This window comes from Spiroplasma corruscae (assembly GCF_002237575.1).
Lineage (GTDB): Bacteria > Bacillota_I > Bacilli_A > Mycoplasmatales > Mycoplasmataceae > Spiroplasma_A > Spiroplasma_A corruscae.
This window is the reverse complement of sequence record NZ_CP022535.1, coordinates 777,366-798,228: the sequence shown is the minus strand read 5'-3', so window position 1 is coordinate 798,228 and position 20,863 is coordinate 777,366. Positions and strand designations below refer to the sequence as shown.

The window sequence follows — 20,863 nt, the reverse complement described above, 5'->3', positions numbered from 1 at the left end:
GATTTAGGAATTTTTTTGAATAAGACATTTAATAAATTTTTGTGCCTGAGTCGCCATTTAACGCTCCTAATACATTATTAAGATCTGCTATTATAGAAATCTTATTATTTTTTGCAAAATTTATAGCCGCCTTTACTTTTGGCAACATGCTACCAGGTGCAAATTGGCCTTCTTCAATATATTTTTCAGCTTGACTTATCATCATACTTGATAAGTTTTTTTGATTACTTTTACCAAAGTTAATTGCAACTTGTGGTACTGCTGTTAATATCAGTAAACAATCAGCGTCTATATCTAAAGCTAATTTAGCACTAGCAAAATCTTTATCAATGACTGCTGATACTTTTTTTAACTTATTTTCAAAATTAATTACTGGAATTCCACCACCACCAACTGTGATTATAATATTATTTAGCTCAATAAGTTCTTTTACAACATCTTTTTCAATAATGTTAATTGGTGTTGGAGAAGCGATAACTCTTCTTCATCCTCTTCCTGAATCCTCTTTTATAATAAAACCATTTTCTTTTGATAATTTTGTTGCTTCTAATTCAGTATAAAATGGTCCAATTGGTTTAGTTGGATTTAGAAATGCATTATCATTTTTGTCTACTTCTACTTGAGTTACAATTGTAACAATGTTTTTATTTATGTTTCTCTTATTAAGCTCATTTTTTATTGCATTTTGTAAATGAAAACCAATATATGACTGTGACATCGCACCACATTCAGGAAAAGGCATGATTGGAATGTTATTATTAATTTTATGTGCCTCTTCAAATGCATTATTTATCATTCCAACTTGCGGTCCATTACCATGTGCAATAACAAGTTCATAACCTTGTTCAATTATATCAACCATTGATATAGCAGTTTTTTTGACAATCTCTTCTTGTTCTTCAGGAGTATTTCCAAGTGCATTACCCCCAAGAGCTACTACAATTCTTTTCATACCTTTACCTCTTTTAAAATCATGGGCTATTATTAGCGATTGGTAATAATGTCCCAATAGCAAGTAATAATACAGATGTAAATAATAGTCCTGTTATCAATGGTCAACTTGCTTTTATAAATTTATCATAAGATACTTTAGATATTGATAAAGCCGCCATTAATATAGCACTAGTTGGAGAAATTAGGTTTATAATTCCATTTGCAAATGAGAATGCTGTAATAGTCCCTGATGTTAATCCAATTGTTACACCATTAGCAACCGGACCTAAGATAGGAAAAACAGCTGTTGCAAATCCAGAAGTTGATGGTAAAACTATGGAAATTAACAGGAAGAATATAAATACTAATATAATAAATCCTGTTTTACCTAATCCTGATAAAGGTTTTGATAAACCATTTACCAGAGAATGTTGCATTCCTGTTTCACTCATTATAAATCCAATACCAGCAGCAAAGGCAATTACAATACAAACAGAAAGTATATCTGCAGAACCTCTGATAAAGCTATTAACAAGATTTTCTTCTCCTTTTCAATCAATAAAGCCTATAATAATCGATGCTATAAAAAATAATGCTGATATTTCTAAGAAATATCAATTACCAATTGATTCATAAAATCTTGCAATATATGGCGCATTCTCACTTACTGATTTGGTCATTTTTTCGAATATTGATACCCCAAATTGGCTTCACGCAATTAAAGAAAATATCATAATAATGAAAGTTAATGAGAATATTGTAATAATAACTTTTCTTTTTTTAGTATAAGCAGGTAGGTCTTGCGATATAGAGAACATTTTTTCAAGTATATTCTTATTACTAAAAATAGGAGATTTAGATGGGTCTTTTCTTACTCTAGTTGCATATCAAATTACAAACGCAACTCCTCCACTAGTTAAAAGAAATCAAGAAATAAATCTTCAAATGATTCCTGTTGAAGATCCTAATCCATCAATGTGTGCATTATCAACTGCAATTTGTATAACAAATGGGTTTAAAGTTGAACCTACAACTCCAATACCAGCTCCAAATAATATAGTTAAAATAGCGGTTATTGTATCAAAACCCGCTGCTAATAATACAGGTATTATTACTGGATATAAGGCAATTGTCTCTTCTCCCATACCATATACTGTTCCACCAATTGAAAACAATATCATTATTATTGGTATTATTCATATTTCATGACCCTTCATTTTTTTTACTAACCTACCAATTCCTGCATCTAAAGCTTTTGATTCGATTATTATTCCTAGAAATCCTCCTAGTACTAATATAAATATAATTACATCTACTTTATTACTAAAACCGTGCATCGGAGCAATAAAAAGGTCAAATATTCCAGCGGGACCTCCCTTGTGTAGGGTTCCGTCATCATCAATTCAATCACTTGTAGTGCCAGGTATTCAAGAAATTATTATAACTAATAATGTAATAATTAATAGGATTGTAAAAGCAGTTGGTAATCTAAACTTAAACTTTTTTTTTATTTTTTTATCATCCATTATTTTCTCCTTTATCTAATTAGTATTATCCTCGGATTGTTGCTAACATTACCGCTTTAATAGTATGGAGACGATTTTCCGCTTCTTCAAAAACATATGAGTATTTTGAGTTGAATACTTCATCGGTTACTTCTAATTCACCATTACCACCAAAATTTTTTATAACTTCTTGTGCTACTTCAGTTTTATCATCATGAAAACTTGGTAAACAATGCAAGAAAATAACATCATCTTTAGCTTGCTTAATTTTCTCCATATTTACTTGATAGTTCTTTAATTCTTTAATTCTAGACCCTCACATTTTTGAATCTTCACCCATTGATACCCACACGTCTGTTGCAATTACATCCGCATCATAAGCAGCTAAAGTATGATCGATTGTCATTTCAATTGATCCACCATTTAATTTAGCAATTTCTTTACATTGTTTTAATAAATCATCATTTGGTCATAAGTTTTTAGGGGCACATCCTATAAAATTCATACCTAATTTTGCGCAAACAACCATATAACTGTTTGCCATATTAAATCTACAATCTCCAAAGTAAACAAGTTTTATTCCTTGAACTTTTTTAATACCTTTTGCCTCTTGTATTGTCATTATATCTGCTAACATTTGAGTAGGGTGTCATTCATCTGTTAAACCATTTCACACAGGAACTCCAGAGTATTTGGCTAAATTTTCTACATCTGATTGTTTAAAACCACGAAATTGTATTCCATCAAACATTCTTCCTAAAACTTTAGCGCTATCTTCAACTGATTCTTTTTTACCAAATTGACTTCCACTTGGACCAAGATAAACTGAGTTCATACCTAAATCGGCAGCTCCTACTTCAAAAGCACATCTTGTTCTAGTTGAGTCTTTTTGAAATATTAGGGCAACTGTTTTACCCTCAAGTTGTTTTCTTTCTGTTCCTGTATATTTCGCTTCTTTTAATTGTTTTGAAAGATCTAATAAATAATATATTTCTCTTTGTGAAAAATCTAAGAGTTTTAAAAAATTACGTCCTTTTAAATTAATTGCCATTATTTTTCTCCTAACATTTTTTCTAAATATCTTCTCTTCATATTGGCATTGACATACATCTTGGTCCACCACGTCCTCTTGATAATTCAGATGAAGCAATTTCATGAACTTTTACTCCTGCTTCTTTTAATTTATTAACAGTGATATGATTTCTTGAATAAGCGATAACTTCACCTGGTTTAATTGTTAAAACATTAGTTCCGTCATTCCATTGTTCTCTTGCTTGAGCAATTGGGTCATCACCACCACATTTTATAAATTGTACTTTTTTACCTACTTGCTCACTTAGATATTCTTCAAGTCTTTTTTCAATTTTTTTCATACCTTCATCGCTAAACTCAAATATTTTGAATTCATCCATATTTTCAAATATAAGTGGGTGAGCAATAAATTTATCATAATCAACATTTGTAAAGACTGTATCCAAATGCATAAATGCTCTGTTTTTTGTTTTTAGTTCCAATGCTATAACTTTTTTATATGATATTGAATCATCTTTTATAATTCTTTCTGCAATACTTTTTATGGCTTCCATGTTAGTTCTTTGTGATGCACCAATTATTAAAGTATTTTTATTTAATACAAGAATATCTCCGCCCTCAATATTATTATTTTCATTTCTTTCATATCAAAAATTTACCTTGTTAACAAATCTTGGATGATTTTTTAAAACCATATCAATAAATAAAGTTTCTCTTCTTCTTGTAGTAGTAAACATGTGATTTATTGTTGCTCCATTTCCTATTGATGCAAACGGGTCTCTTTGAAATAAAATATTTGGTAAGGGATCAATTACTAATGGGTAATTATCATCATCGTTAATATCAACTTCATGTTTTGTGATACCAGCAATCATTTTATCTACCAGTTCTTTATTATTCATTTTCTCAAAGTACTTTCTTATTATTTCTAAATACTCAGTTTTACAATCTGATTCTAATAAAAATGTATTAATCAAAGAAGTTCTCAGTTTTGGAGACCCAGTAATAACTTCTTCTACTAGTTTCTCAATATATAAAACTTCAACTCCGTTTTTAGTTAACTCCTCCGCAAATACATCGTGTTCTTGTTGTGCGACGATTAAGTCAGGTGTGTCATCAAATAATAATCTTTCTAATAAATCAGGTGATAAGTTTTCTAACTCATTTCCCGGTCTATGTAACAAGACAGTTCTAAGATTTCCTATTTCAGAATAGACATTAATTGAATATTCTTTTGCCATAAAGTACCTCCTACTTTAATTGGGTTAACAATTAACCAAATTTATATATGTCAACTCCAAGAAAAATTATAAACCTTGTTAAACTAAATTAGTAAATTTTCCGTTTCTAAATTAATTATGAAAAAAATTTTACATTATGAATTGAGTTTTAAAGTATACTTTGTTTACTAATATTAGTTCAAAAAAATTTTTTTTAAACTTAATAAAGTTAATTTCAAATAAATGATATTTAATATAATATTAAGAAAACACTAGAAGGAGTAGTTATGAAAATAAAAATAAATAGTGTAGAAGGATTTAAAAAAAACCAAATAATAAATTTTAAGGATAATCTTAATATTATATTAGGACCAAGTGGATCAGGAAAGACAACGCTATTAAATAAAATTGAGTTTTGTTATATAAATCAAATTAGTAACAAAGAAATTGAAATTGAAGGTAGTATTAAAAATAATGAAGTTTATAAATTTCAAATCGAAGATGAAAAAGATGCTAAAAAGTTATCTGACTTTTACATTAAATTAACATTAAGATATTTATTAGAGTTTTATTACATAGTTACTAGTGAAAACGAATACTTAAATGCATTTAAGAAAAGTAGGGTATCAAATATTGATTTAATAAAACTAGTTAATGATCAGTTTTTATTATTTATTAATTACTTTAAATCTTTATACAAGGAAGGTTTTTTGTATATGGATAGTTTAAACAATAGATTTTATTTAATAAAGATTAAAGGTTTTCATAATTTATTTTATATTTTAATTAATAAAGTTATAACTAATGATATAGATAATAATTTTCATTTAGATATTGAGAGAATGTATCAAAATAATTATTTAAACTATTTAGATTACTTAAATAATAGCATATGAATTAATGACTATTTAATTAGTAAATATAATAATAAAAAAAATATTAGTATAGATAGCTCAGTTTTTATTAAATATTATGGAAAGTCTTTTAATGAATTTATACAAAGGACGGAAGTATTAGAATTATTTAGAACATTAAGGAAAAATATTTCACCTAAAGAATTAATCAAGTTTATAGATAACAAAGTTGAAAAATTAAATATAGATACATTTTCAACTACACAAGAAAAGTTAATTACATCTACAATAAATAACAAAGTTATATTAAATTTAAACAGATTTATTGTTAGAGAATGAAGCCTTATTAGTCATAAATCAATATCAGAAGGAAGCAAAGATAATTTTGAGTTTATGTTCTTAAGAGCCATAGATATTAATGAGAAACTTTTTTATGAGTCCCTAAATTTTAATAATGATAATAATGAATCTAAAAACAAAGTAATAAATAAATTAAGACTGTTTTTTGATAGTTTCATAAACATATTATTAGATGGATTTAATAATGATAATGAATACGAGTATTTAAAAAATGTAAGATTGGTATTTGATGATTTTGATGGGATTCTTAGTATTGGTTTTAAATACTTTAATGATGAATATAAAGAAAGAAATTTTATTTTATCTTCTTCAATATTAGAGTTTTTTAATGTATATATTATTTTAGAATTTATAAAAAAAGAAAATCTAAAACCAATAATATTAATTGATAATATATGCTCATCGCTAGACAAAAACTTACAAATTAATTTAATTAAGTATATCAATAGTGTTGCGAACAATAATTTAAAAATATTATTTGCTACGTCTAGTACGAATTTTATAATTACAAATAATTATTATTATATTAAAAAAAACAAGTTTGGAAAGAATGTAATACATAAAGATAGAAAATATTTAAATAATCTTAATTATTCTTATGACTATAAATTGAATAATTTCTATAAATTGAATAAAGATAAGTTGGATTCAAAATATAAAAAAATCATTTTATTAGAAGGTGTAAATTATTGCAAAATATTACAAAAGTTACTACCTAATCATTATTACGTAACTTTTTTAAATGGCAGATATGATTTGATCAATACATCGTTGGAGCTAAAAAAATTTAACTTAGATATTTATTATTTGTATAAAGAAAATCAAGAAGACAAATTTTATTTTGATAAATATGTAAATAAATTAAGTTATGTTAAGTTATGTAAGTTTAAATACTTAAATAAAGTAGAGGAGTTAATTAAATATTTATTAAATGGATTTAACATTAATAATATTAATGATGAAGAAGAACAAATTATTATTAATATTTCAAATTTATATAACTCATGTCAGGTAGATAAAAATTGTAGAAAATCAATAACCGATTATTTTTGTAATAATTATGAAAATTTAAAAAATATCATTAATAAGAGTTATATTATTGAAATTATTAATCTTTTTGAATAAAATACTAATTTGAATGAACTTTAATTAATTATTAAAGTATATAATATAGATAATTAAGTAATAATTAATGTTTATATTAATAAAAAGATAATGAATTTTGTTATAAAAATAAAAGAATTAGCAAACTTTGAAAAAGATTAGATAATTGATTTTTCAAGTAACTTAATTGTTATAATGGGGCCAAATGAAATGGTAAATCAACATTTTTAAATGCCATATATGATAATTTAATTATAAAAATTATGAAAAATTAGAAATAAATTTTTCTAACAAATTTGATTGTATCGTAGATTTATATAATTATAAATCATTGTTACTTATTGATTGTGAGATTAGGGTAACAAATTTTTATATAAAATACATTGCAATTATATTGTATGAATTATATTTTAATTTATTAAATAATAATAAAAATTCTGATGAGAAGATTTTATTAGAAAATTAACTATATAAATAGATTAATAACTGGTTTAAAAGAGTTTTTTTAGAAAAAAGATATTATTAATTTTAAAGATAAGGATAATCAATAGATTATAGTACCTTATTTTTATGATGGTGAAATAGATCATAAAAATTATATTAGAGGGATGTTAATAATAAAATTAATTTTTGAATAATTATGATATATTTAATCGCTATGAAACAATAACTAATAATTTATTGAGTTATAAATCAGATAAAGTTGAAAAAAGTATATTTAAAAGAACTTTATAGATTTCTTATTATCACCTGAAATATTAAGGTTATTTAATTCAATTAAGTCTAATATTCAAAAAGATTATTTATTAAAAAGTTATTAGTTTTAATTTAAGAAAGTTCATATACTGTAGTGATTATGAAGTTCTAAATAGTTTTGTTGGAATTGAAAATGATTATATTAACTTGCATATAATGTCTGATTATAAAAATTGTAAATTAGCTGAAATAAAATATGATGATATTAAAACAATAAACTTAGTTCTATCAAAAAATGTTCCTTAAAATTACTAATATTTTAGAAATTTAAATATTAGACTTTGAGAAAATGGATTGGTACGATAAAGAACTTGCAAGAAACTTACTAAACACGAAACTTGATTTTATACATAAGAAGTTTAAGCAATTTTATTCTAGTGTCAATAAAATTTTTAATAATAATATTGATAACACGGAATTAGACATATCAAAAGAGAAAAGTCGAATTATTATTAACTTAAGAGATAGAAGTGTGAAAAATTCAATTGGTATCAATGTTGATGAATATAAATCTGCTGGTTTTATTGTGTTTCTTAAGTTGTTTTTGTTTTTAGAAGATAATAAAAACAAATAATTATAATTAAGTAATATTATTAGATGAACCTGGTAATTATTTATACCCAATGTTAAGATACCAATTAGTAGAATTTTTTAAATCATTAGTTAATGATAAACTGTAAAATTATTTTAAAACACAAAACCTTGTACTGTCAAATGCTGAAAATTATTTCTTTATTAAGAAAAATAAAAATAACAAATGTGTTTTTTATTAAGGAATAGAAGGTTATGAATTAAAAATATAGCATGAATGAAATTATAATGAAGAAGGTATATAATATTAAGCTTCACAAGTTATATAAACAATATAAAAAGATAATTTGTGTTGAAGGACAAAGTACATACAACATCTTTAAACCATTGATTCTAAATGATTATTATTTAGTTAGTTTAAATGGAAGGTATGATTTATTTAGTTGCGTTCCATAATTAATAAAGCAACATCTACCAATGAATTTTTTAATTGAAATGGATGAAGAAAGTAAAAGTATATTAAGAAATATGAAGGTTTTTTCGGTCCAAAAATAAAAATAGTTCAATCATCAAAATATTTATGTCTAAAAAGCTTTTTACCAAATTTATTTGATGAAAATAAGAATAAAAATATCCCAAGTAATAGCGATGTGTTAAATAGTCTTTATAACATTACACTAGATATAAATAATAAAATAAAGGATCACATGGATTTAGCGAATTTTTTTGTTGAAAACTTTGAAAAACTAATAAAATATTTTAACAAGATAAAACTTAAAGAAGTGCTAAACTTATTGAAAATCAAAAGTAAGTTATGTATGATTAAATTGTTATACTTACGTATAACACAAAAATAAAATTAGTTGAAAAACTAGAGTTGCGGATTACATTTAAATGTGGTCTGCTTTTTTTTACTCTAGTATTTTTATTTCATTTTATTGAAAAAACTATTTTTAAAAATATTTCCATATTTATTTCATTATTTAGAAAAAGTGTTAATATTCTAAATGGGAGGTATAAAATATGAACATAAAAAATACATATGTTTTTCTTGAAACTGAATTTATTAATAAAGTTGATTTATTAAATTTTATTTCAAAAAAAGCACTCGAGAACAAAATAACTGATGATTCTAAAATTTTATTCGAGTCTTTCTTGAGTAGAGAAAAAGAGGCTTCAACTGGTTTTGAAGATGGATTTGCAATTCCACATGCAAAAATTAAAAATATTAAGGAACCTTCTGTTATAATTGTAAAAAACAAAATAGGTATTGAATGAGATTCATTAGATGGTAAACCAACTAGTTATATAATTTCATTAATTATTCCAGATAACGCAAATGAAGAGCATTTAAATTTATTAAGTTCAATTGCAACTAAACTAACAAAAGAAGACTTTAAAAAGGATTTTATTATTGCAAAAGATCCGAATGAATTAAAAAAAGTTCTAGTTAAAGGTTATGAAGGATTGGGTGCTAAAAAAGTAATTAAAAAAAATAAACATAAATTAAATATTGTAGCAGTAACAGCCTGTGTTGTAGGTGTAGCCCATACATATATTGCAGAAGAAAGATTATTAGAAAAATATACAAATGAAGGACACAAAATTAGAGTTGAAACTCAAGGTTCTAAAGGTATTGGTACAAAACTTACCCCAAAAGAAATTGAAGAAGCTGATTTAGTAATTATTGCTACAGATACAAACGTTGATAAATCAAGATTTGCTGGTAAAAAACTATTTGAATCAAAAATAGCAAAAGCAGTTAAAGATCCGTTAAAACTTTTAGATGAAGCATTAGCAAATGCGAAAATCTATAATGAAGCAAGTGGAGAATTTAGTAATAAAAATGGTGTTTATAAACAAAATCAAGGAGTAATTAAACATATCCTAGCAGGTATAAGTTATATGATTCCAATAATTATTTTGGGTGGTATATGTTTAGCAGCTTCATTAGGTATTGCAAAAGCAATATGAGGTCCATCGGCTGGAACATCAGGACCAAATGATGCATATCCATGAAACCCATTAGCAGTAATGGATAAAATTGGATCAGCAGCATTTGCATTAATGATACCAATATTAGCAGCTTTTATAGCAAACTCAATTGGTGGTAGAGCTGCAATAGCACCTGCATTAGTAGGTGGGTATATTGGAAATAATTCATCATTCTTTATGCCATTACCTGGTATGCCTGATGTTAGAACTCCAATGGGATTTATTGGAGCAATTGTTGCTGGACTTTTAATAGGTTACTTCACAAGATGAGTAAATACTTGAAAAGTACCTAAATCATTAAAAGCGGCTATGCCAATATTCTTCATACCAATTGTCGGAGGTGTTGGAATATCTGTATTATTCATTTATGTAATTGGTGGACCAATTGGATGAGTAATGGAACAATTCTCAAACGCTATTTCAAAAGCATATAGTTCTGAAACAATAGGTTTAGGGCTTGGTTTAGGGCTTGGTGTTATACTTGGAACAATGGCAGCATTTGATATGGGAGGACCAATTAATAAAATTGCCTTTGTTACTTGCGTTGCTTTACTATCAAACTCTGAGCATCCTATTGCAGAACCAATGGGAGCATTAGCAGCAGGAATACCTGTAGCACCACTTGGAATGGGATTAACATCATTATTATTTAGAAGATTCTTTGATGAGCAAGAAAGATCAATGGGAGCAAGTGCCTTCATAATGGGTATGATTGGTATATCAGAAGGTGCAATTCCATTTGCAATAAGAGACCCAAAGAGAGCTATTACTTGTAATGTACTTGGTGGAGCATTAGCTGGTGGAATAGCTGGTTCATTTAGAATCCAAGATAACGCAGGTCATGGTGGACCAATTGTAGCAATACTTGGTGCAGTTCCTTACGGACAACAAACAGTAATATTCCTAATAGCAATTGCTTGTGGTACTTTATTAACCGGTTTCTTATATGGGTTCTGATTATTATCTGAAAAAGGTACAATCGGTTCTTTAAAAGAAGCATATGTAATGTATACTGAAAAAACAAAAAGTGATTATAATGAATTATTCTTAGAAATAAAAAATGAAATCAAGATTGACAAAAAAAATAATGATGCTAAAAATAGAGATAAATTATATAAAAAACTTGCTGACAAAGAACTTGAATTAAAAAACAAATTATTAGTTGCTAAAACAGCGTTTAATGAAATAAAAGTTAATGATAAAAATCATACAGTAAGTGAAAAACCAAATACAAAAAAATATTTTTTAGATATAAAAACAAATAAAGCTAATAAATTAAAAGAGTTAACACAAATTACTGTTTACAATAGTTCAGATAAAAAAGAAATCAATAAGTTATTCAAAAAACAAAAAAATGATATTATAAAAAATTATAAAGACCAATACCTAAATAAAAAAATAGATTTGCACATTAAATATGTTAAAGAGTTTAGCAATAGAGTAAATTAATATCATTAACCTAATATTATTATTAGGTTTTTTAATTCTTGGGTCAACAACTAAATTCATTAATAATAATTTGAAAAATCAACTATAAATTTAATAACTAAGGTAATATTTTAATATAAAAAGAATTTTTTGTATTTAAATAGTGCAATTAAAGTATCTAATTTAACAACTTAGTTATATTATTGTGGTGATTTAATAAACTAATAATAACTTATAAGAGTAAAATATTTTTAATATTAAAAACCATTTTAGTATTTATAATATAAAAATTTATATGTGTATAATTTCTATACGTAAAGTTTAGCTTTACTAGAAGGAATGGAAATTATGAGTTTAAATAAGAAATATTTAATTAGAACAGTTTATTCAGCAGTTGTTTTAATATTTATTATAGTTTCAGCATTAGCTATTGGTACAAGTAGTGTTATAACTGATGGTAAAGAAACTATTACTCGAGTTTTTAAAGGTTGAGGGAAAGATGATGCTAGTAACTTAGATAACAATTCAGTTACTACTGGATTTGGAGGAATTAGTGATTTATTTGACAAATCTAATAATTCAATTAATGGGTTATCAAAGAATTTAGTGATAATATCAGTTATTGCATTCATCTTTGCTTTAGCATACTTTTTATACAATATTGTATTGTATTCATTAAGTTTTAAAAAAGATGACTTATTAAGTAATAAAATTCAATTAATATTAGATTTGGCATTTACAGTACTGATTGCTTTAATGGCAGTTATTTTTCTATCAGGTATGGGTATGATAAATAATGATTTAAATAAAACTTTACCAACAAACTCAACAGAAAAATGAAAACTAGGTACTAACTTTATTGCTTCAGCAGCACTAATATTAATTGGATTGATTGGACATGTCGTTGGAGTATCATTACTTAACACAAAATATAAGTAAAAATTATCTACTAATTATTAGTAGATTTTTTTTATAATTTTAAAAATATTTTAACTTTCTAATTAAATCTATTTTTATATTACTATTACTTTATAATATTAGTAATTTGTTGAAAATAATTATTTATATGTAGGGGAAAAAGATTATGAAAAAATTTTATAGTTATTTTATTATGTTTATAATGTTAATTACACCAGTGATTATGGTTATATCTTGTACAAACAATGGCCAAAGTGTGTCTACAAATGAACCAACCAAACCAACAGACCCAGAAACTCCAACAGACCCAGAAACTCCAACAGACCCAGAAACTCCAATTGAACCAGAAACTCCAATTGAACCAGAAACTCCAACTGAACCAAATGGTGATGATAAAGTAATTAAACCTGAAGATTTAAAATTATATGATATATTTAAAAATTATGTAGATAAAAAAATCTATTTATATAATGTAAGTCGTGGTTATATTAATCATTTTATAAATCATATTGCCAGTCATAATCAAATAACATCATATTCAGTAAGTATTTTGAGTATTTCTAATGATAATGATTCATTCGTTCTAAAGTTCGGTGATAGTGATTTAGATTTAACATTTAATTGTGATACTAAAATTGAATCAAATATTAAATATCAAGAAGCAAATAAAAATTTAGGAAAATTAGACTTAAGTCAAAATGATGCACCTTTGTATAATAAATTAATCGACGATATTGGAATATCAAATTTAATTAAAGAAGATGGGTTTAATATTCAGTTCTCTAATAATCAAGAATATAAATATAGAGATAAAGTAACATTAAATTTTGATAAATCATTTAAAGATAACGATACTAATTGATTTAATTATTATCTTCTTGATGTAAAAGGTGTCATACAACTGAGCTTTGACTTAGAAAAAAGAATTGATATTTTATTAGATGATGAAATTAATAATACATATGGAGAATTAACAAGTTCTGAAGTATATGATTATTATTCTAACAAAGATAGTTTTAAAGATGTCTATAAAAAATATGATATTAAAAGAGATGGATTTTTAGTTGATAATAATAGTAGATCAATTAAATATGGTGATGGGTTTGAAGGAACTTTCACTCTTAATAATAAAGATAAAGATAAATTTAATCTTTCAACAATTGATATTAAGTTTGTAACTAATACAAATGGAAACCCAAATGATAACAAAGAACAATGAAGAAAAAAACTAATTAATGAAATAAATAATAAAACTAAAGTAAGTAAGGATGTTATTGAATCTAATATTGACATTTCATTTGATGATAGTAATAGAACATTTTTAATTTCATCAAGTCAAACATCAAACCCAATATTCAATCCATTTTATAACAGCTATACAGGTAAAGTATATGGAGCAATCAAGATTGATGATTTAAATATTGATAATTATTTAGGAGTACTAGCTAATAATAAATTAATTGTGAATAGTCAAATAGATAATGAATTTATTGCTGATACATTATCATTTTATTTAAATACTGAAATTAAAGAAGATGAAGTTGATTATAAAGAAAGTTACTCGGATATTATAAATAATAAACAAATGACAGTTACTCTTAATTATATTTATGGTCAACATACTTATCGTAATATGGATTATTTTGTTGGAACTAAACTATTTAAGTTTTCACTAGCTAAAGATAATATTCAATCAAGTAAAAACTATGATACTTATAACTTTGATAAAAGCAAAAATCTTTATAAATTACTACAATTATCAGCAAATAAATTAGAGTATTTAACAATATTTAAAAATAGTAATAATCAATTCTCATCATTAGAAATTTATATAAATACAGTACAACCAGCAAAAGTAATTGACTTTAGTAATAATTTACAGGTTCGCACAATTAAAGATGTATTCAGAATAAATGATAATAATATCTTAATAACTACAAATGATTGAAAAGTACATGTAGCAAATATAAGTTATGAAAGTGGTTTAATAAGCTTAAAATCATATGATTTACCTCAAGAACCTTTAGATATAGTAAATGTAAAATGCTTTGACAATAAAATATATTATTTTTCTAAAATTGATAAAAAATTATTTAAGATTGCTAATGGAAAGTTATCAACAATAAGTCTTAAATCATATATCGTAGATTTTAATATTGTTAATAATGATTTAGTATATACAACATCAAGTTCAGATTTAGTATATCAAGATTTAAATGATACAAATAATAGTAAAACTATCATTAATAATATTAACTATCCAGTGGGTGATAAAAAAATAAAATATGTAATTAAAAATAGACAAGTATATATATTAACAGTTAATAGCGCTAAAGAACAAGAGTGAACAATCTTTAAATATGATTTAGATAAAGATGTATTAATTAAAAGTGGTAGTCAATTAGATCTTAAATATAGTATTGATATAAATTATATTGATATTGATGAACATGAAAATCTAATTCTTTCTACTAAAGAAGATGCTATAAAAAATAGTTCAAGTAAATATTATTGTTTACAAACTAATTATCAAATAAACTTCTCTAAATATAATAGAGATTCTAATATTTTATACTTTACATATAATAAAGTATCAAGTAATTACATGGTTACTAGTTCAATTAGTACAAAAACAATCTACTTAGATACCAATGTAACTATTAGTGGTAATATCAAAAATTTTAAAGGGTATTATTATCGAGTTAGTGGTAATAGTTTTGATATTTGTCAAGCAATTACTAAGTATGAATTAAATTAAATTAAAAAACTTTATGCTTATAGAGACATAAAGTTTTTTTATCTTTAATACACTTATTTAATAAAAAGTTAAGTATTATTTATTTATCTTTATTAAAACTAATTTTATTAATAAAATTAGTTTTATATATAATCTTTTTATGAAATTTGTATTTATCACCAATTATATTATTAGATAATAAAAGAACCGTATTAATTCTAAAGTCTTACATTAAAGAATATGTTCTATATACAGTTGTTGGTTCAAAATCTCTAATAAATTTTAGATCTCCAATTGTGTATAAATTTTTTATTATATAAAAAACTATCTTTTGCATATAAAAAAAGTATATTATTTTTGACTATAATTAATTATTTAAAATATTATAGTAGCTAATAGAATGGTAATTATATAAATTAATAAAGTATATTAATATTTTGGGGTGACAAGTTTTTTTTAGCATATTACTAAGATTTATTTTTTTTTGGAATTAACTTTAATATATACTAATTTTTCAAATGATCATATTCAATTTTTTCTTCATTTTACGCTTTTTATTTCTTGTTTTATTTTTATTATCTAAATAGTGATTATATTATGTTTAAAAAAATTAGATCAGTATCGATCTAAATAAAGTGCTACTGAGAGATGAAATTAAAATAACATACACTGCTTTAAATGGTTATACAGAACAAATAAATTTAAAAAGACTTTAAAGAATTGTTAATCTTTGTTATAAATTCAGTTCTAACTTAAGTTCCGTAAATAATAATATTAATTATAAAAACAAAATAACTATACTTAGTCTAAAATTCAGTCAAAGTATAATTAGTTTTATTACCTGTGGGTTGTTTTAAATTAGAAAATAATAAATCTAATATAAACAATTCTTTCATAAATACTTACAATATTATTAATGAGTATTCTTTTAAAAGAGTTTAATAATTATAATTTAGATATAACAGTTGTGAAACGAGAGACAAACTAGCAAACTTCTATAATTTTTTTGATCATACAAAAGCTTAAATTGTTTAATTAAGAAAAAGTTCTTTAAAACTTATGGTATTTTATTTACAATATTAAAACTTATAAGCTATTATAATTAACTATTAATAATTTACAAATTTTAAATATAATTTTGACAAACAGAAAAATCTTTTTAAAATATGAGTTATTAGTTTCTTTCGTTATAATATAGTTCTAATTTAAATATTTTTAATTATTTTATTAATTAATTAAATCAATCTTAAGATAATATGTATAATTCAAAATTATTTTAATAAACAATAACTTTCTCAAATGAATCTAATTGACCAACTTTTATTAATCCGCTATGATTTAGTTTACTTGAATCTACTAGCAAAAAACACTTTTTTGAGTTTTTTATTAACATAATTATAAATTCATACTCATGATAATTATTTATATAAACGTTTCCTTTATCATCAATACTTTGTGCTGTTATAAATGTTTTGTCGAATCTAAAATTTTCTATTTGTTTTATTGATGTAGATCCGCATATTATATCTGATGATTCTAGTAACTTACCACCGACCATAACAGAGTTTTTTATGAAACTATTTTTCGAAGCCTTACATAGTATATTAATTCCGTTTGTGACAAAAGTATTTATGCTTTTATTAATTTTAGTTGTAAATATTTCGCACGTACTACCTGCCCCAACAAAAATACAATCATCAATATCAATATAGTTGATAGCATCTAATGCTACTTTTTCCTTTAAATCTATATTTTTAATATCGATTTTTTTTATACTTTCTATTGGATTTTTCGAAGTTGATATAACCTCTAGGTATCCATAACTTAATTTTATTAAATTATTTTTTTCAAGTAAATGTAAATCTCTTCTAAATGTCATTTCATTTATATTGTTGATTTTTGCAAACTTTAGTATAGATCTTGATGTGTGAGTATTTTTGGTTAATAAAAAATTTCATATTATATTTAATCTTTCTTTATTCATTTAATAAAATACCATAATATAACATTAATTTAATAATACTTTTTCAAAAAAATGTTATTTTTCCTTTCGAATCTTTTAATACAACAGTTTATTGTTAAAAAATTAATTAAAAACTGTTATATTGTTATTTTACTTAAATAAATAAAAAAGGCAATATTAAGGTGAGAGGAGGATACTATTAATATAACTATATTTTAATAGTAGTTATAAATGTAATATGGAAAATATATTTAATAATCAAATTAAAAATCAGCCATTGTTGATACTAAAAAATATCAAAAAAAACTTTGGTAATGTTAATGCATTAAAGGGTGTTTATTTAAGAGCTTTTAATGGAAAAGTAATGGGAATACTTGGAGAAAATGGTGCTGGAAAATCTACCTTAATGAACGTATTAAGTGGTGTAATACAAAAAAGTTCAGGTGAGTTGATTTGAAATAATAAGACACTAAATAACTTTAAGAATGTTAAAGAAGCTGAACGTATTGGTATATCAATAATACATCAAGAGATTGCTTGTTTTAATGATATGAATGTTTTAGATAATATATACGCTGGTCATGAGATTAGTTGTTTAGGTTTTATAAATTACTCTAAACAGAGAAAAAAAGTTAAAGAGATATTTAAATTACTAAGATTAGAAATAGATTTAGGTAGTATGATGAACAGTTTAACTATTGCAGAACAACAGATGGTTGAAATTGCCAAAGCTATTTTAAGAAAAAGTAAGTTGATTATCTTTGATGAACCTACTTCATCATTGAGTAAGTCAGAAGCTGAAGTACTGTTTGAAGTAATTCAAAAACTTAAAAAAGAAGATATTGCAATTTGCTATATTTCTCATAAGTTAGAGGAAATTCCTATTATCTGCGATTTTATAACAATTATAAGAGATGGAAATTTTATTGGAGAGTATACAGTAAATGAACTAAATGAAGATGAAATAATTAGTAAGATGGTAGGAAGAGAAATTAATGAAAAATATCCTCTAAAAGATCATATAGATAACAAAGAAATTATTTTAGAAGTCGAGGAATTATCAAACTCTTTTGTTAAAAATATAAATTTTAAATTATATAAAAATGAGATTTTAGGTTTCTCAGGTTTAGTGGGTGCTCAAAGAACAGAATTATTTAAATCACTAATAGGATTTTATCCAATAACAACAGGCAAAGTTTTATTAAATAATAAACAAGTTTATTTAAAAAGTGTCGGTAGTTCAATAAAAAAAGGCATTTATTATGTAACTGAAGATAGGAAAAATGATGGTTTATTATTAAATGAGTCAATAAGAAAAAATATTTCATTATCTTCACTTGATAAAATATCAAGGTTTGGATTTATTGATTTTAGTAAAGAAAAAAAGTTAGCAAGAAACTATATAAAAAAAATGTCAATTAAAACATTAAGTCCAGAAACATTCGTAGGAACAATGAGTGGAGGTAATCAACAAAAAGTACTATTAGCAAAAGCATTTGCAGCCGAACCAAAAATAATGATTTTTGATGAGCCTACAAGAGGTGTAGATGTTGGTAGTAGAAGAGAGATATATGATTTGATATATGAAGCTAAAAGAAATGGAATAGGTGTAATAGTAATTTCGAGTGATTTACCTGAAGTTATAGGTTTATGTAACAGGGTAATGGTAATGAAAAGTGGAAAAATCACAAATATTATTAATGGTGATAGTTTAAGTCCTGATGAAATAATGAAGTATTCAATATAGAAAGTTGATAGTATGAAAAAAATAATATTCAAAGATAGCCAAGAAATAGTTTTAAATCATGTTGATATAAAAAAAGTTTCAGAAGAGATTGCTATTGAAAAACATTTCCAAAAAAAATGTGAAAAAAAACTTGATTATGTATATTTGATATCTTCTTATAGAGATAGTGTAATTAGTAAATTACAAAATAAAATATCAAGTATTAATAATAAGAAACAAGATTATCTAAATTTAAATGAATATAAATTCAAGAATTTGGATATCACAAAAACTGAGTATGAAAAAAATATAAAAGAAATAGAGAGTGGTAAGTTTAAATCTACGAGCTTGAAAATAAACTCTCTTAATAATAAAATTAATAGGAAAAAAAATAAGTGGGATAAGTTAATCTCTAAAAGATCTATAAGTAACAAGAAATCAATAACTATTTATAATGAGAAAAAACAAAAACAGTTAGATTTAATATATAAAAAGACTAAGTCTTTGCTTGATGATATTGATAAAAACAAAATAAAAATACAGGAGTTAGATAAAAAATATTATCAAGATAAGGTAAATAAATTTGAAAATGATAAATATTCTACAAAATTAAAAAAACTTGAGATTGATTTAGAGAATAAAACAGTAGGACCATTAGAATATCAAGATAAAAAAAATATATGTATCGAAAAAAGAGATTTAGTTATTGATAAAACAAATGCAATTGTAGAAACGAAGTTTTCAAAAAGATTCTCATGAAAAATAAATACTAAATTTGCATTTAGCTTTATAAATAAGAAAAAAGCTATTAATAAAACTCTTGGTGGTTTAAATGCCATTAAATTGGTATTTATAATAATGGCGTTTGCAGTTGTTGTAGGTATTATTGAACCCGGATTTTTTACCCCTAATAACTGAAAAAATATACTTTATTTAAATGCTGATATTGGTTGTATGGCATTAGGAGTAACTGTAATAATTCTTACTGGTGGTATTGATTTGTCCATTGGTTCTACAATGGCTTTTGCAACAGCATTAGCCGCAAAGCTTATTTTAGGTGGGACTAATATCTGAATTTCTTTATTAGCGGTGATAATGTTTTGTGGATTTTCAGGTTTAATTTCAGGTTTGTTTGTAAGTGTACTTAAATTTCCATCATTTATAATAACACTTATATTAATGATGGTATGACGTGGTGCAACGCAATTTTTACTTGAAAATACATCTCAATCATTTGATAATTCAACATTAACCAGTATAATTCAAACAAAGTTTCTAGGTTTAAGTGCAGTAGTTTGAATAATGTTTTTACTAGCAGCACTTTCATTTGTAATTTTAAGATTAACTGTTTATGGAAGACATGTTTATGCAATTGGTGGAAATTATAGAAGTGCTCAACTTTCAGGAATAAAATCTAAAACCATACTAACATCTGTTTATGTTTTTGGAGGTCTATGTATAGGTATTGGATCTGTAATTTATGCTTCAAGGATACAAACAGCTAGTCCGTCTGCTGGTAATGCATGAGAACTAGATGCTATTGCTTGTGTAGTTTTGGGAGGTACATTATTAACAGGTGGTAAAGGAGGAATATTCTTAACAGTATTAGGTTGATTTACATTAAGTGTACTAAAAAATGCTTTGAACTTAATTGGGTTATCTAGTGATATTCAATCAATTTTAAAAGGATTGATAATAATGGTCGCAGTTTTATCAAATACAGAATATAAAATTACAAATAAAATAAAAACTTGAATAATTAAGCAATATACTTTGCTTAAAACAATTTAATGGAGGAAAA

13 protein-coding genes are annotated in these 20,863 nt (G+C 24.3%); 8 read left to right on the top strand and 5 right to left on the bottom strand.

Going from position 1 to position 20,863, the window contains the following annotated elements:
- Nucleotides 1-28 precede the first annotated feature (28 nt).
- The 4 genes from arcC to SCORR_RS03490 are packed head-to-tail and all read right to left on the bottom strand — an operon-like array spanning nucleotide 29 to nucleotide 4,711.
- Nucleotides 29-952, bottom strand: a complete 924-nt coding sequence (arcC, locus tag SCORR_RS03505) for a carbamate kinase (protein ID WP_094049195.1) — start codon at nucleotides 950-952, stop codon at nucleotides 29-31.
- Nucleotides 953-965: 13 nt separating this feature from the next.
- Nucleotides 966-2,459, bottom strand: coding sequence for a YfcC family protein (locus SCORR_RS03500; protein ID WP_094049193.1), 1,494 nt, complete (start codon nucleotides 2,457-2,459; stop codon nucleotides 966-968).
- A 25-nt stretch (nucleotides 2,460-2,484) separates the two neighbouring features.
- A complete protein-coding gene (gene argF / locus SCORR_RS03495) occupies nucleotides 2,485-3,489 on the bottom strand; it encodes an ornithine carbamoyltransferase (RefSeq protein ID WP_094049191.1) in 1,005 nt (334 codons plus the stop codon).
- Nucleotides 3,490-3,511: 22 nt separating this feature from the next.
- On the bottom strand, nucleotides 3,512-4,711 hold the full coding sequence (locus SCORR_RS03490; RefSeq protein ID WP_094049189.1) for an arginine deiminase: 1,200 nt from the start codon (nucleotides 4,709-4,711) through the stop codon (nucleotides 3,512-3,514).
- Nucleotides 4,712-4,977: 266 nt separating this feature from the next.
- On the opposite strand from SCORR_RS03490, the gene SCORR_RS03485 reads away from it, so the two are divergent.
- The 6 genes from SCORR_RS03485 (at nucleotide 4,978) to SCORR_RS03460 (ending at nucleotide 15,394) form a co-directional block, all read left to right on the top strand.
- Nucleotides 4,978-7,029, top strand: coding sequence for an ATP-binding protein (locus tag SCORR_RS03485; protein ID WP_094049187.1), 2,052 nt, complete (start codon nucleotides 4,978-4,980; stop codon nucleotides 7,027-7,029).
- 1,024 nt (nucleotides 7,030-8,053) lie between these two features.
- Nucleotides 8,054-8,338 carry a hypothetical protein gene (locus tag SCORR_RS03480; protein ID WP_094049185.1) on the top strand — a complete coding sequence of 95 codons (285 nt, stop codon included), beginning with the start codon at nucleotides 8,054-8,056 and terminating at the stop codon, nucleotides 8,336-8,338.
- Between the two features lie 245 nt (nucleotides 8,339-8,583).
- Entirely contained in the window at nucleotides 8,584-8,751 is a 168-nt protein-coding gene (locus tag SCORR_RS03475; protein WP_157705384.1) for a hypothetical protein, read from the top strand.
- 567 nt (nucleotides 8,752-9,318) lie between these two features.
- Nucleotides 9,319-11,739, top strand: a complete 2,421-nt coding sequence (locus SCORR_RS03470) for a PTS fructose transporter subunit IIABC (RefSeq protein WP_094049181.1) — start codon at nucleotides 9,319-9,321, stop codon at nucleotides 11,737-11,739.
- A 327-nt stretch (nucleotides 11,740-12,066) separates the two neighbouring features.
- Entirely contained in the window at nucleotides 12,067-12,657 is a 591-nt protein-coding gene (locus SCORR_RS03465; RefSeq protein WP_094049179.1) for a hypothetical protein, read from the top strand.
- A gap of 145 nt (nucleotides 12,658-12,802) precedes the next feature.
- Nucleotides 12,803-15,394, top strand: coding sequence for a hypothetical protein (locus SCORR_RS03460; RefSeq protein ID WP_094049177.1), 2,592 nt, complete (start codon nucleotides 12,803-12,805; stop codon nucleotides 15,392-15,394).
- Nucleotides 15,395-16,649: 1,255 nt separating this feature from the next.
- On the opposite strand, the gene SCORR_RS03455 is transcribed toward SCORR_RS03460, so the two are convergent.
- Nucleotides 16,650-17,357, bottom strand: coding sequence for a DeoR/GlpR family DNA-binding transcription regulator (locus SCORR_RS03455; protein WP_094049175.1), 708 nt, complete (start codon nucleotides 17,355-17,357; stop codon nucleotides 16,650-16,652).
- A 217-nt stretch (nucleotides 17,358-17,574) separates the two neighbouring features.
- On the opposite strand from SCORR_RS03455, the gene SCORR_RS03450 reads away from it, so the two are divergent.
- Together SCORR_RS03450 and SCORR_RS03445 are read left to right on the top strand one after the other, a co-directional pair.
- Nucleotides 17,575-19,083 carry a sugar ABC transporter ATP-binding protein gene (locus SCORR_RS03450; RefSeq protein ID WP_094049173.1) on the top strand — a complete coding sequence of 503 codons (1,509 nt, stop codon included), beginning with the start codon at nucleotides 17,575-17,577 and terminating at the stop codon, nucleotides 19,081-19,083.
- Between the two features lie 12 nt (nucleotides 19,084-19,095).
- Complete coding sequence (locus SCORR_RS03445) at nucleotides 19,096-20,853, top strand: ABC transporter permease (protein ID WP_094049170.1); 1,758 nt, start codon at nucleotides 19,096-19,098, stop codon at nucleotides 20,851-20,853.
- Nucleotides 20,854-20,863: the final 10 nt, after the last annotated feature.